General features: G+C 69.0%; 13 protein-coding genes. 5 read left to right on the top strand and 8 right to left on the bottom strand.

Features of this window, described 5'->3' with window-relative positions; translation table 11 throughout:
• Together B0W88_RS23595 and B0W88_RS23590 are read right to left on the bottom strand one after the other, a co-directional pair.
• The coding region (locus tag B0W88_RS23595) for an ExeA family protein (RefSeq protein WP_233151822.1) at positions 1-1,035 on the bottom strand (1,035 nt) is incomplete at its 3' end.
• Positions 1,036-1,169: 134 nt separating this feature from the next.
• The gene (locus tag B0W88_RS23590) at positions 1,170-2,024 is read right to left on the bottom strand and encodes an AraC family transcriptional regulator (protein ID WP_083749012.1); all 855 of its coding nucleotides are present in this window, start codon (positions 2,022-2,024) and stop codon (positions 1,170-1,172) included.
• 103 nt (positions 2,025-2,127) lie between these two features.
• Between B0W88_RS23590 and B0W88_RS23585 the strand changes: the two genes are divergently transcribed.
• The 5 genes from B0W88_RS23585 to B0W88_RS23565 are packed head-to-tail and all read left to right on the top strand — an operon-like array spanning position 2,128 to position 8,189.
• Entirely contained in the window at positions 2,128-3,375 is a 1,248-nt protein-coding gene (locus tag B0W88_RS23585) for a sugar ABC transporter substrate-binding protein (RefSeq protein WP_077037066.1), read from the top strand.
• 4 nt (positions 3,376-3,379) lie between these two features.
• Positions 3,380-4,270: a carbohydrate ABC transporter permease gene (locus B0W88_RS23580; RefSeq protein ID WP_077037068.1), complete on the top strand. Its 891-nt coding sequence runs from the start codon at positions 3,380-3,382 to the stop codon at positions 4,268-4,270.
• On the top strand, positions 4,267-5,181 hold the full coding sequence (locus B0W88_RS23575) for a carbohydrate ABC transporter permease (protein ID WP_077037065.1): 915 nt from the start codon (positions 4,267-4,269) through the stop codon (positions 5,179-5,181). The genes B0W88_RS23580 and B0W88_RS23575 overlap by 4 nt, the downstream gene beginning before the upstream one ends.
• A 5-nt stretch (positions 5,182-5,186) precedes the next feature.
• Positions 5,187-7,094, top strand: a complete 1,908-nt coding sequence (locus B0W88_RS23570) for a glycoside hydrolase family 127 protein (RefSeq protein WP_077037064.1) — start codon at positions 5,187-5,189, stop codon at positions 7,092-7,094.
• Positions 7,095-7,133: 39 nt separating this feature from the next.
• Positions 7,134-8,189, top strand: coding sequence for a VTT domain-containing protein (locus B0W88_RS23565; protein WP_144006913.1), 1,056 nt, complete (start codon positions 7,134-7,136; stop codon positions 8,187-8,189).
• On the opposite strand, the gene dhaK is transcribed toward B0W88_RS23565, so the two are convergent.
• The 6 genes from dhaK to B0W88_RS23535 are packed head-to-tail and all read right to left on the bottom strand — an operon-like array spanning position 8,072 to position 12,914.
• Positions 8,072-9,055, bottom strand: a complete 984-nt coding sequence (gene dhaK / locus B0W88_RS23560) for a dihydroxyacetone kinase subunit DhaK (RefSeq protein ID WP_077037062.1) — start codon at positions 9,053-9,055, stop codon at positions 8,072-8,074. The genes B0W88_RS23565 and dhaK overlap by 118 nt on opposite strands.
• A gap of 15 nt (positions 9,056-9,070) precedes the next feature.
• Positions 9,071-9,661 carry a dihydroxyacetone kinase subunit DhaL gene (gene dhaL / locus B0W88_RS23555; RefSeq protein ID WP_077037061.1) on the bottom strand — a complete coding sequence of 197 codons (591 nt, stop codon included), beginning with the start codon at positions 9,659-9,661 and terminating at the stop codon, positions 9,071-9,073.
• An 11-nt stretch (positions 9,662-9,672) separates the two neighbouring features.
• Positions 9,673-10,695, bottom strand: coding sequence for an ABC transporter ATP-binding protein (locus B0W88_RS23550; RefSeq protein WP_077037060.1), 1,023 nt, complete (start codon positions 10,693-10,695; stop codon positions 9,673-9,675).
• A complete protein-coding gene (locus tag B0W88_RS23545) occupies positions 10,688-11,767 on the bottom strand; it encodes an ABC transporter ATP-binding protein (protein ID WP_077037059.1) in 1,080 nt (359 codons plus the stop codon). The genes B0W88_RS23550 and B0W88_RS23545 overlap by 8 nt, the downstream gene beginning before the upstream one ends.
• Before the next feature lie 8 nt (positions 11,768-11,775).
• Entirely contained in the window at positions 11,776-11,961 is a 186-nt protein-coding gene (locus tag B0W88_RS23540; RefSeq protein ID WP_077037058.1) for a hypothetical protein, read from the bottom strand.
• Positions 11,958-12,914, bottom strand: a complete 957-nt coding sequence (locus B0W88_RS23535) for a carbohydrate ABC transporter permease (RefSeq protein WP_077037057.1) — start codon at positions 12,912-12,914, stop codon at positions 11,958-11,960. Before B0W88_RS23535 ends, B0W88_RS23540 begins: the two co-directional genes overlap by 4 nt.
• Between the last annotated feature and the right edge of the window lie 61 nt (positions 12,915-12,975).

The following is a 12,975-nucleotide window of genomic DNA, read 5'->3' as shown; positions in this document are numbered from 1 at the left end:
GGGCGAGGGCGCCGAGGCCGGCACGCTGGCCGCCTGCGCGACCAGCAGCGCGGCGACGCTGGTGGCGGCCGGCGCGCGGGCGGGCTCGCGCGTGCCTGTTGAGAACCAGGCCGTGGCGCCCGCCGCCACCAGCGCCGCGAGGCCGGCGATGGCAGCGGTGCGGCCGCGCGAGGGCGTGGGCGTCGCGGCCACGTCGTCGTCGAACACCTCCCGGGCCGCCTGCTCCAGCGTCTTCAGGTCCACCCGCTTGCGCCCCTGGGCGTAGGCGCCCAGCAGCGCCCGGTCGCACAGCAGGTTGACCCGCCGCGGCACGCCGCGCGAGAGCTGGTGCACCCGCTTCAGCGCTGCGGCGTCGAAGGGTGCGCCGGCCCCGCCGGCGATGCCCATGCGGTGATGCACGTACTGCGCCGTCTCCGGCTCCGACAGCGCACCCAGGTGGAAGCGCGCGATCACCCGCTGCGCGAGCTGTTCCAGCTCCGGCCGGGCCAGCATCGTGCGCAGCTCGGGCTGGCCGATCAGGATGATCTGCAGCAGCTTGCGCTCGCTGGTCTCGAGGTTGGTGAGCAGGCGCAACTGTTCCAGCACCTCGGGCGCCAGGTTCTGCGCCTCGTCGATGATCAGCACCGAGTTGCGGCCGGTGGCGTGGCCTTCCAGCAGGAAGGCGTTGAGTGCGTCCACGTAACGCTTTACCGAAGCGGTGTCGTCGCCCTCCGATGGTTGCCGCACCTCGATGCGGAACTCGTCGCAGATCGTGCGCAGCAGCTCGCCCACGGTCAGCTTCGGGTTGAAGATGTAGGCCACCCGGCAGTTCTCCGGGATCTGCTCCAGGAAACAGCGGCAGACGGTGGTCTTGCCGGCGCCGATCTCGCCCGTCAGCAGCACGAAGCCGCCGCCGCCGCGCAGGCCGTAGAGCAGGTGGGCCAGCGCGTCGCGGTGGCGCTCGCTCATGAACAGGTAGCGCGGGTCGGGGGCGATCGAGAAGGGCTCGGCCTGCAGGCCGAAGAACTTCGCGTAGAGGGCAGGGAGCGGGTTCACGGGCGCGATCCTACAGCCCCTCGCCCAGCGAGTACGCTGGTCGGTCCCCCGAGGGGACGGCGATTGCCCGGGCATCGAGCCCGGGCAACATCGCCAGACGGGCCGGCTTGGGGCGGCCCGGCGCTCGGCCCCATTCAGCCGGTATTGACATGGACCCGCATGTGCAGCCGCCGGTAGGCCTGCGGCGTCATGCCGGTCGAGCGCTTGAACAGGCGCCGGAAGTACCCGGCATCGTCGAAGCCGCATTGCGCCGCTACCGCCTCCAGCGTCGCCTTGCCGTCCGCCAATAACGCCGTCGCCTGACGGAGCCTGCGCGTGTGGATCGCCTCGGTGAGCGTGCAGCGGTAGAGGCTGCGGAAGACCCGGCCGAGATAGTCGGAATTGCAACCCAGCTGGGCCGCGATCGAGGACGTGCTGATGGGCCCGGCGAAGCCGGTGCAGATCAGCGCCTCGGCCCGTGCGGCCAGCACCGCGGCTGATCCATCCGCCACCGGGCCGGCCGCGCCGACCGCCCGGGAATTCGCCACCTCCCACAGCATCTGCATCATCATCAGGCTCATCGGCACCTGCCGCTCGCCCAGCAGTTCCTGCTCGTTCAGGAAGCGGCGGAACAGGCCGCTCATCTGCTCGGCGCGGGCCACGCGGGCGTGTTGCGGCACATCCAGCAGCAGCTCGGATTGGCGGGGTTTTCCCTGGGAAACGCGTCGTTCGGGCAGCAGGAAGTGGGCCCAGAAGAACTGCAGGTCGGGCGTGTACGGCATCGTCCCGCCGTGCTCGCGGCCGGGCCACAGCACCAGCGTTTCTTCAGCGCCGACCAGGAACTGCTGGCCCGCTTCCTCGATGCCCAGCGTGCCCTTCTTGACGTAAAGCAGCTCGAAGGAATCGATCACCCGGCGCGGATGGGTGCCCACCCCGCGCGAGATGAACAGGCCGCCGTTGGTGGCCTGCAGGCCCTGCGGCAGCGTGAGCGATAGCGTGTTCTCGGCCAAAGTCGGATTTGTCCCGGAATGTGCAGCGTTTGTCATCTTGTTGGGGCTGGGCCTTGCTGTCAACATCGCGTCCACCAAAAGACCAACACCGGAGACAAGAGCGATGCGAATCCCAATCCAGGCCGTGCGTGCGGCGGCTGCGCTGTTGTTCGGCGCGGCCGCTTCACTGGCACAGGCCCAGACCGAGATCACCTTCTGGGTCCGCGCCCCGGACGCCGGCTTCGTCGAGCCGCTGGTGAAGACCTGGAACGCCAGCCACGCCAACAAGGTCGCGCTGACGGTGATTCCCGCCGACGACTTCGTCACCAAGTTCGGCACCGCGGTGGCCGGCGGCGCGGCGCCGGACGTGGTGGCCATCGACCTGATCTTCGTGCCCGCCTTCTCGCAGGCCGGCCAGCTGATGGAGATCGGCGCCGAGGCCAGCGCCTTGCCCTATGCCAAGAACCTCTCGCCCTCGCATGTGCGGCTGGCGATGTACGAGGGCAAGCAGTACGCGGTGCCCTTCAGCGCCGAGAGCTCCTTCCTCGTCTACAACAAGGACCTGTTCAAGAAGGCGGGGCTCGATCCCAACAAGCCGCCCAAGACCACGGCCGAGCTGGAGGCGTACGCGAAGAAGATCGCCGCCCTGGGCAAGGGCGTGAAGGGCTTCTACTTCTCGGGCGCCTGCGGCGGCTGCAACATCTTCACGATGACGCCCTATGTGTGGGCCTCCGGCGGCGACGTGTTCACGCCCGACAACAAGCAGGAGGCGCTGGACAACCCGGGCCTGCGCAACACGCTGGCCATGTACCGCCGCATGTGGGAGGCGGGCCTGATCCCCAGCGGCGCCAAGACCGACAACGGCAGCAACTTCATCAGCCCCTTCTTTACCGGCAAGATCGGCATGATCGGCTCCGGCGCCTTCTCGATCGGCCTGCTGAAGAAGGAGCATCCGGAGATCGACTTCGGCGTCACGCCGCTGCCCGGCGACAAGGGCGGCTCGTCCAGCTTCGCCGGCGGCGACTCGATCGCCATCCCCAAGGGCTCCAAGCACAAGAAGGAGGCCTGGGAATTCATCCAATGGTGCCTCTCGCCGGAGGTGCAGGTGGAGCAGTTCGCGAAGAACGGCAGCCTGCCGGTGCGCGCCGACCTGGCCGACAACGCCTACAGCAAGCAGGACGCGCGCTTCGCCGTCGCCTCCGCGCAGATGCAGGCCGGCCGCACGCCTTACTCGGTCAAGTTCAACCAGCTGATCAACGACCCGAACGGGCCCTGGCTGGCGATGATCCAGGAGGCGGTGTTCGGCAAGGGGGTCGATCCCGCCATCAAGGACGCGCAGGCCAAGTTCCGGAAGATCCTGGCAGCGCCCTGAATTGATGGTCACGACTCTCTTCGGCCACACCGTCCCGCGGCACTGGGCCGCCTATGTGTTCGTGTTGCCCTGCCTGGCGGTCACGACGCTGTTCTTCCTGGTGCCGCTGGGCATGACCGCCTGGATGTCGCTGAACGAATGGCCGCTGCTGGGCCACCCCAGCTTCGCCGGGCTGCGCAACTACCTGGAGCTGTTCGTCGACGAGTCCTTCTGGGGCAGCATCCTGTTCACGGTGAAGTACACGCTGGTGGTGACGCCCTCGATCTTCATCTTCGCTTTCGCGCTGGCCCTGCTGGTGCAACGCGGTGCCAGATGGGTTGGCATCTTCCGTACCGCGTATTTTCTGCCGGTGGTCATCGGCATGACCTCGGCCAGCCTGCTCTGGACCTGGCTGTTCAACGACCAGGTGGGCATCTTCAGCAACGTGCTGATGGACCTCGGCGTGGTCGACGAGCCGGTGCAGTGGCTCGGCGAGACGAACAGCGCGCTGGCCTCGATCGTCGTGATGGTGCTGTGGAAGGCGGCCGGCTTCACGATGGTGATCCTGCTGGTGGGCATGCAGGCGATCCCGCTGGACCTCTATGAAGCCGCGGCGCTGGACGGCGCCGGCTGGTGGCGCCAGATCCGCTCGATCACGATCCCGCTGATGCGCCGCACCTTCGCGCTGGCGCTGACCATGTCCTTCATCGGCTCCTTCCTCGCCTTCGAGCAGTTCTTCGTGATGACCCGCGGCGGGCCCTTCAACAGCACGATCACGATCGTCCACTGGATCTACCGCGCCTCCTTCACCTACTTCAAGCTGGGCTACGGCGCGGCGATGTCGATGGTGCTGCTGGTGATGCTGCTGCTGCTCTCGGGCCTGCAGCTCTGGCTGCTGAGGGACGACAAGGAATGATCATCGGCCGCATCGAAGGCTTCGGCGGGATCGTGCGCGGGCACGAGGAGCAGGCCTCGCTGCTGGCGCGCGCCTGGCGGCGCTGGGGCGTCAACGCCGCCTACTACGGCCTGTGCAGCGTGCTGCTGCTGATGTTCCTGTTCCCGATCGCCTGGTCGGCGCTGACCTCGCTGGAGACGGCCCGCGAGGCCAATGCCTCGCCGCCGGCCTACTGGCCCAGCCGCTTCTCGCTGGAGAACTACCGCAACCTCGCGAACTACGGGGAAGGCATCGGCCGCTACCTCTGGAACAGCGGCTCGGTGGCGCTGATGACGGTCGTCTTCACGCTGGTGCTGGCGACGCTGGGCGGCTACGGCTTCTCGCGCTTCCGCTTCCCGGGCCGCAATGCGCTGTTCATGCTGATCCTGGCGACGCTGATGATCCCCTTCCAGTCGATCCTGAACCCGCTGTTCATCCTGCTGCGCCTGCTGCACCTGCAGGACACGCAGCTGGGCCTGGCCCTGGTCTACACCACCTTCCAGCTGCCCTTTGCCGTCTTCATGATGCGCAATGCCTTCGACGCGGTGCCGCTGGAGATCGAGGAGGCCGCGGTGCTGGACGGCTGCTCGCCCACCGGCACCTTGCTGCGCGTGATGCTGCCGCTGGTGGGGCCAGGTCTTGCCACCGTGGGCCTGTTCGCCTTCTTCGGCTCCTGGAACGAGCTGCTGGCCGCGCTGATCCTGATCTCCGACTCGCGCGCCTTCACGCTGCCGGTGATGCTCTTGAACGCGCAGAGCGGGCAGCTCGGCTCCGTCAACTGGGGTGTGATGCAGGCCGGCATCGTCCTTTCCATCGTCCCCTGCGCGGCGCTGTTCCTGCTGCTGCAGCGCTACTACATCTCGGGCCTGGTTGCAGGCGCCGTCAAGGCATGACTTCAATGAACCAAGACAAGTTGCCCCAGGTCGTCGATGTCAGCGCCAGCCGTGGCGCCCGCGTGCAGCCGGTCTCGCCGATGGCCGTCTCGCTCGCCGGCCGCTTCTGGGCGCCGCGGCTGCAGCGCAACCGCGAGGTGAGCCTTCCGACCCAGCATGCCCTGCTGGAAAGCACCGGCCGGCTGGACAATTTCCGCCGTGTTGCCGGCACGTCCGATGCACCCTACACCGGCCTGTTCTTCAACGACTCCGACATCTACAAATGGCTGGAGGCGGCGGCCTGGGCGCAGGTGTCCGGCCCGGTGCCGGAACTGCAGGCGCTGATCGACCAGACGATCCCGGTCGTCGAAGCCGCGCAGCAGCCGGACGGCTACCTCAACACCTATCACAGCCTCGAACGGGCGGACACGCGCTGGAGCAACCTGCGCGACCTGCACGAGCTCTACTGCGCCGGCCACCTGATGCAGGCCGCCGTGGCGCTGAATCGGGTCTGCGGCGATGCGCGGCTGCTGAAGGTGGCCTGCCGCTTCGCCGACCTGATCGATGAGGTCTTCGGCCCGGCGGAAGCGGGCAAGCTGTTCATGATCGACGGCCACGAGGAAGTGGAGATGGGCCTGATCGAGCTGGCCCGCGAGACCGGCGAGGACCGCTACCGCCGCCTTGCCCGCTTCTTCATCGAGGCGCGCGGCCGGGGCCTGTTGCACGGCGGCCGCTTCGGCATCGACTACTTCCAGGACGAGCAGCCCTTCATGGCCATGACGAGCCTCGCCGGCCATGCGGTACGCGCGGTCTACATGGCCTGCGGCATCGCCGACCTGGCGCTGGACGAGGGCGATGCGGCCGCACTGGCGCAGCTGGAGCGGCTGTGGACCGAGATGACCCGCCGCCGCATGTACTTGAGCGGCGGCATCGGCTCGCGCCACGAGGGCGAGGCCTTCGGCAAGGACTTCGAGCTGCCCAATGCGCGCGCCTACACCGAGACCTGCGCCGCCATCGGCAGCATGATGTGGTGCCACCGGATGCTGGCCGCCACCGGCGATGCGCGCTATGCCGACCTGCTGGAATGGACGCTCTACAACGGCATGCTGCCGGGCTGGGGCCAGGACGGGCGGCGCTACTTCTACGTGAATCCGCTGGAGGACGACGGTACGCACGTCCGCCAGAGCTGGTACGAGTGCTCCTGCTGCCCGCCCAATGTGGCCCGCACGCTGGGCGCGCTGCCGGGCTATGCCTACGGGAGCAGCGAGGGCGCGCTGTGGGTGCATCTGTACATCGAGGGCCGGGCGACGCTCCCGCTGGGCGGCGGCAGCGTCGAGCTGATCCAGCGCACCGACTACCCCTGGGACGGCGCCATCGCGATCGAGGTCGGCACCCCCGGCCGCTTCGCACTGAAGCTGCGGGTGCCGGGCTGGTGTCGCGGCGGCGTGGCGTTGAGCGTCAACGGCGAGGTGGTCGAGGTGTCCGCTGAACCTGGCAGTTACCTGAGCCTCGAGCGGGACTGGCAGGCGGGCGACATCGTCCGGCTGGCGCTGCCGATGGCGGTGACGCCCTGGCAGAGCCACCCGCAGCTGCACGAGAACCGCGGCCGCATCGCGCTGTCCCGCGGGCCGCTGCTGTACTGCCTGGAGGCGCAGGATCAGCCGCGCCCGTTGCAGGAACTGGCGATCGATCCGGCCGGCATCGAGGCGGTGTTCGAGGCCGCGACGCTGGGCGGCGTCGTCGTGCTGCGCGGACAGGCGAGCGCCAGGGCGCCCGCGCCGGGCTGGGAACAGGCGCTGTACCTCCCGGCCGAGCCCGATCCCGGTGCCGGCGAGCGCGTGGCCTTCACCGCCGTGCCTTATTTCGCCTGGCAGAACCGCGGCGCCGCACCGATGTCGGTTTGGATGCCACGCGCCCACGCCATGACCCCATAACGGCAAGGTTCGACGCCAGCCGGCACAATGGCCGGCAAGATGGAAACCCTCGTCGAGCTGCTGCTGGGGCATGGACTGCTGGTGGTCTTCGTGGCCACGCTGGCGGCGCGCGCCGGCGTGCCGCTGCCGGCGGCGCCGCTGCTGGTGGTGGCGGGCGGCATGGCGGCCGGGGAGGCGCTCTCGCTGCCGCTGGCGCTGGCGGCCGCCACGCTGGCCAATGTGCTGGGCGATGCGGTCTGGTACCAGGCCGGCCGGCGCTACGGGCACCGGGTGCTTCGCCTGCTGTGCCGGATCTCGCTGTCGCCCGACTCCTGCGTGCGCCAGAGCGAATCGCTGATCGACCGCTGGGGTGGCCGCTCGCTGCTGGCGGCCAAGTTCCTGCCGGGCATCTCGGTGGTGGCCGCGCCGATGGCGGGGGCGCTGGGGATGTCGGTGCGGCGCTTCGTTGTCTTCGACCTGGTGGCCGGCGCCGTGTGGAGCGCCTTGTTCCTCGGCCTGGGCCGCCTGCTGCATGAGCAGATCCTGCAGGTGCTGGAAGTGATGACCCAGGCGGGCATCTTCGCCACCGTGGCCCTGCTGCTGGTGGTGGCCGCGCTGGTGGCGCAACGGGCCTGGCGGCGCTGGCGCGGCCGCGCGCGGGAGATCCGGCGCATCGACGTGGACGAACTGCATTCGCTGCTTGAGCTGGGCGAGGACCAGCCGCTGGTGATCGACGTGCGCGGCGAGGCCAGCCGCGGCGTGGACCCGCGCCGCATCCCGGGCGCGCTGTCGATCGCGCTGAAGGCCGTCGCCGAGCATGCGGCGCAGCTGCCGCGCGAGCGCCTGCTGGTGCTCTACTGCAACTGCCCCAACGAGATCACCGCGGCCAAGGCGGCGCAACAGCTGGCGGGGCTGGGATTCAAGCGGGTGGCGGCGCTGGTCGGCGGGCTGGACGGCTGGGCCGAGTCGGGCCGCCCGGTCGAAACGGCGGCCCTGGTTCAGACGCCCCAGCGCAAGGCCGCGGTGTGCACCGGCGCATCCCACAGCGACAGCTGTGCCTCGTCCACCGCGCAGACGGTCAGCGAGCAGCCGGCCATCTCCAGCGACGTCACGTAATTGCCGGTCAGGTGGCGCACCACCTGCAAGCGCTGGCCTTCCAGGATCTTGCGGGCCGCGTTGGCCATCAGGTAGAGCTCCATCAGCGGCGTGCCGCCGAAGCCGTTGACCAGCAGGATCACCTGCTGGCCGGGTTGCAGCGACAGATCCTTCAGGATCGATTCGCTCAGCTCCGCGGCGATCTCGCTGGCGCTGGCCAGCTTGACACGCCGGCGGCCCGGCTCGCCGTGGATGCCGACGCCCATCTCCATCTCGTCCGGGCCGATCTGGAAGGTCGGCTTGCCGGCGGCGGGCACGGTGCATGAGCTCAGGGCCACGCCCATCGAGGCGGTGGCCTTGTTGACGGCATCGCCGAGTGACTTCAGCTGCGCCAATGAATCGCCCCGCTCGGCGGCGGCGCCGACGATCTTCTCGACGATCAGCGTGCCGGCCACGCCGCGCCGGCCGGTGGTGTAGGTGCTGTTCTCGACCGCCACGTCGTCGTTGACGATGACCGTCTCGTTGTCGCACTCGACCATCTCGGCGGCCATCTGGAAGTTCATCATGTCGCCGCTGTAGTTCTTCACGACGAAGAGCACGCCGGCGCCGGTGTCCACCGCCTGTGCGGCGGCCAGCATCTGGTCCGGCGTCGGCGAGGTGAAGACCTGGCCGGGGCAGGCGGCGTCCAGCATGCCGGGGCCGACGAAGCCGGCGTGCAGCGGCTCGTGGCCGGAGCCGCCGCCGGAGATCAGCGCCACCTTGCCGGGCTTCAGATCGCGGCGGCGCACGAAGCCGTGGCCGAGCGTGACGATGTCGGCATGGGCGGCGGCAAAGCCTTCGAGCGACTCGGTCAGTACGGTGTCGACGTTATTGATCAGCTTCTTCATGACGCTTTGTCTCCTTCATTCGAGCTTGTCGCAGATGGCGCCGATCAGCAAGGCCATCGAGCGCGAGCCGGGGTCCACATGGCCCAGTGCGCGCTCCCCCAGGAAGGAGGCGCGGCCCTTGATCGCATCCATGTTCGCGGTGGCGGCGCAGGCCGCGTCGGCGCAGGCGCGCACGCGGGCGGGCATGTCATCGCCTCCCGCCGCCAGCAGCTTCTGCACCGGGTCCAGCACGTCCAGCAGCGTCTTCTGGCCGACCTCGGCCTTGCCCAGCCGGGTCAGTGCCTTGATGCCGGCGTCCAGCGCGGCAGCCAGGCTGGCGGGGTCGGGCGGCTCCGGCAGGGTCTTGGCCAGCGTGATCATCAGCGTGCCGAAGACCGGGCCTGAGGACCCGCCGATCGTCGACATGCAGGCCATGCCCATCGTGCGCAGCGCGTCGTTGAGCGACTGGCCGGCCAGTTCGTCCAGCCTGGCCTGGATGGCCAGGGCGCCGCGCCTCATGTTGAGGCCGTGGTCCCCGTCGCCGATGGCCTGGTCGAGCGCGGTCAGCTCGTCCACATGGTCGATCAGGGTCTGCGTGGCGTGGCGGATCAGCTCGATGTCGGCCATGAAGGTACTCCCTAGGCGTGGATGCGCTGCCCGTCGGCGCCGAACCAGAGCGGCCGCAGCAGCTCCAGCGACACCGCCTCCTCGGGCGCATAGCTCTCGTGGCCCGGCGCGGCCACCACCAGTTCCTGCGCGCTGCCGTCCAGCGCCACATGGACCAGGTGCTGGTCGCTGAGCCGCTCGGTGCGCTTGACCTTTGCGTTATTCACGCTACCGGTACTTCGGTGCAGGCGCAGGTGCTCGGCGCGGATGCCGAGGGTGGCGGCCTGCGGCGGGGCCTGGAGCGCGGGCATCAGCGCCCGGTCCAGCAGGTTGATGCGCGGCGAGCCGAGGCGCGCAGCGACGTGGGCGCTGGCCGGGTTCTCGTAGATCTCGCGCGGCGTGCCGACCTGCACGAGCCGCCCCGCGTCCAGCACGCCGATGCGGCTGGCCATCGTCAGCGCCTCGATCTGGTCGTGGGTGACGTAGAGCATGGTGGCGCCGAGGTCCTGCTGGATGCGCTTGAGTTCCAGCCGCAGCTCGTTGCGCAGCTTGGCGTCCAGCGAGGACAGCGGCTCGTCCATCAGGTACAGCGCCGGGCTGCGCACCAGGGCGCGGCCGATGGCGACGCGCTGCATCTGGCCACCGGAGAGCCGCGTGGCCGATTGCTTGAGCTTGTCCTCGATGCGCAGCAGCTTCGCGACCTCCTCGACCTTGCGGCGGATCTGGCCCTCGGGCAGCGGGCGCAGCGGCGAACGCAGCGGGAAGGCGAGGTTGTCGTAGACGCTCAGGTGGGGGTAGAGCGAATACTGCTGGAACACGAAGGCCACGTCGCGCAGGGCCGGGGCGAGGGCGGTGACCTCGTGGCCGCCGATGGCGATGTGGCCGGCATCGGGCTTCTCGAGGCCGGCGACCAGGCGCAGGGTCGTCGTCTTGCCGGCGCCGCTGGGGCCCAGCAGCACGAAGAACTCCCCGCTGGCGATGGACAGGTCCAGGCCGTCGACGGCGCGAACCTCGCCGAAATGGCGGCTGATGCGGTGGAGTCGGAGATCAGCCATGGCGGGTGGTCCTCAGGGCACGGCCGCTGTCGGCATCGAACAGCGAGACGGCGCCGGTCTCGAAGGCCAGGCCCACCTGGTCACCGCGCCGCGCCGGTGAATCCACGCCGACCTTGGCGCGCAGCGTCGCGCCCTGCGCGGTGGCCAGCGTGACGACGGTGCTGTTGCCCAGGTACTCGGTGCCCAGCACCTCCGCGCGCAGCTGCGAGCCCTCATCGAAGCGCACATGCTCGGGCCGGATGCCGAACAGCAGCGGCTTCGCGCCCGCGGTCTCGCGCAGCGCCGGCATCGCCAGCACGGCCGGCCCGATGCGGATCGTGTCGGCGCTCTCGGCCAGCACCGCGGGCAGGAAGTTCATCGCCGGCGCGCCGATGAAGTCCGCTACGAAGACGCTGGCCGGGCGCTCGTAGACCTCCTGCGGCGCGCCGAGCTGCTCGATCACGCCCTGGTTCATGATGGCGATCTTGTCGGCCATGGCCATCGCTTCCATCTGGTCGTGGGTCACGTAGACCGTGGTGGCCTTCAGCCGGTCATGCAGCGCGCGCAGCTCGCCGCACATCAGCTCGCGGAACTCGGCATCCAGCGCGCCCAGCGGCTCGTCCATCAGGAAGGCCAGCGGCTGTCGCACGATGGCGCGGCCCAGCGCCACGCGCTGGCGATCGCCGCTGGAGAGCTGGGAGACGGGCTTGTCCAGCAGATGGGTGATGCGCAGGATGCGGGCGGCTTCGTCGACGTAACGTGTTATCTCGGCGCGTGCCATGCCCTGCGAGACCAGCGGGAAGGCGATGTTGCGCCGCACGTTCATGTGCGGGTAGAGCGCGAACATCTGGAACACGAAGGCGATGTCGCGGCCGGAGGCGCGCTTGAAGGAGACGTCCTCATTGCCCAGGTGGATGCTGCCCGAGGTGGGCAGCTCCAGGCCGGCGATCATCCGCAACGTGGTCGTCTTGCCGCAGCCGGATGGGCCCAGCAGGCAGAAGAACTCGCCGTCGCGGACGGTGAAGCTGGAGTCCTTCACCGCGGTGAAGTCGGCGAAGGCCTTGTGCAGGTTCTGGACGCGGATCTCGGCCATGGCTGTTCTCAGGCGGGGAACTTCGAGACGATCATGAACATCACCGTCCCGACCAGCATCGTGATGAAGGACCAGGTGTAGAGCACCATCGCCAGCGGCTGCAGCAGCATCACGAAGCCGGCGGCGATGACGGTGCAGGCGAGCATCTCCATCGGGCCGCGGCGCAGCCAGCGGGGCCATTTCTGCGTGCTCATTTGCGTACGGCTCCGAAAGTGATGCCTCGCAGCAGGTGCTTGCGCAGCAGGATCGTGAATACGAGGATCGGGATCAGGAACAGCGTGGTGCCGGCCGCCACCGCCGGCCAGTCCTGCCCGCCCTCGCCGATGATGATCGGGATGAAGGGCGGGGCGGTCTGCGCGGTGCCCGAGGTCAGCAGCACGGCGAAGGCGTACTCGTTCCAGGCGAAGATCAGGCAGAAGATGGCGGTGGCGACGATGCCGGTCGTAGCCTGCGGCAGCACCACCTTGCGGAAGGCCTGCAGCCGCGTGTAGCCGTCCACCATCGCCGCTTCCTCATATTCGCGCGGGATCTCGTCGATGAAGCCCTTGAGCAGCCACACGGCCAGCGAGACGTTGACGGCGCTGTACAGCAGGATCATGCCCAGCCGCGTGTCGGAGAGGCCCAGCTCCCGGTACATCAGGTAGATCGGGATGGCCACGGCGATCGGCGGCATCATCCGCGTGGACAGGATGAAGAACAGCAGGTCGTCCTTCAGCGGCACCTTGAAGCGCGAGAAGGCATAGGCGGCCATCACGCCGAAGCCGACCGACAGGATCGTGGACCCGAAGGCGATGATCAGCGAGTTGACGAAGCGCGGGATGTAGTTGGACGGGCCGGCGACGACCATGTTGTCGGCGCGCGTGATGCGGTCGCAGGTGCTGGTGGCGGGCGGCAGCGCGGCGATGTACTCGGGCGTCTGGCGCGAGCGGGTGGTGAAGAGGTTGCAGTAGCCCTGGGCTGAAGGGCTGAACAGCACCTTGGGCGGATAGCTGATCGAATCGGCCGGCGTCTTGAGGCCCGTGAGGATGATCCACACCAGCGGGATCATCGTGACCAGCGCGTAGAGCACGACGACGCTGCCCGCGAACCAGCGCGAGCCGGCGCCGGGTTCGACGACCGAGTGGGCGGTAGTGATGCCGGAACTCATCTTCCTTGTCCTTCGAGCGCGCAGATCGCGCGGAGCCTCGGGACATGGGTGGAGGCGTCCA

The sequence above is a fragment of the Pelomonas sp. KK5 genome (assembly GCF_001984095.1).
Taxonomy (GTDB): Bacteria; Pseudomonadota; Gammaproteobacteria; order Burkholderiales; family Burkholderiaceae_C; genus KK5.
This window is presented reverse-complemented; position numbering and strand designations above follow the sequence as displayed.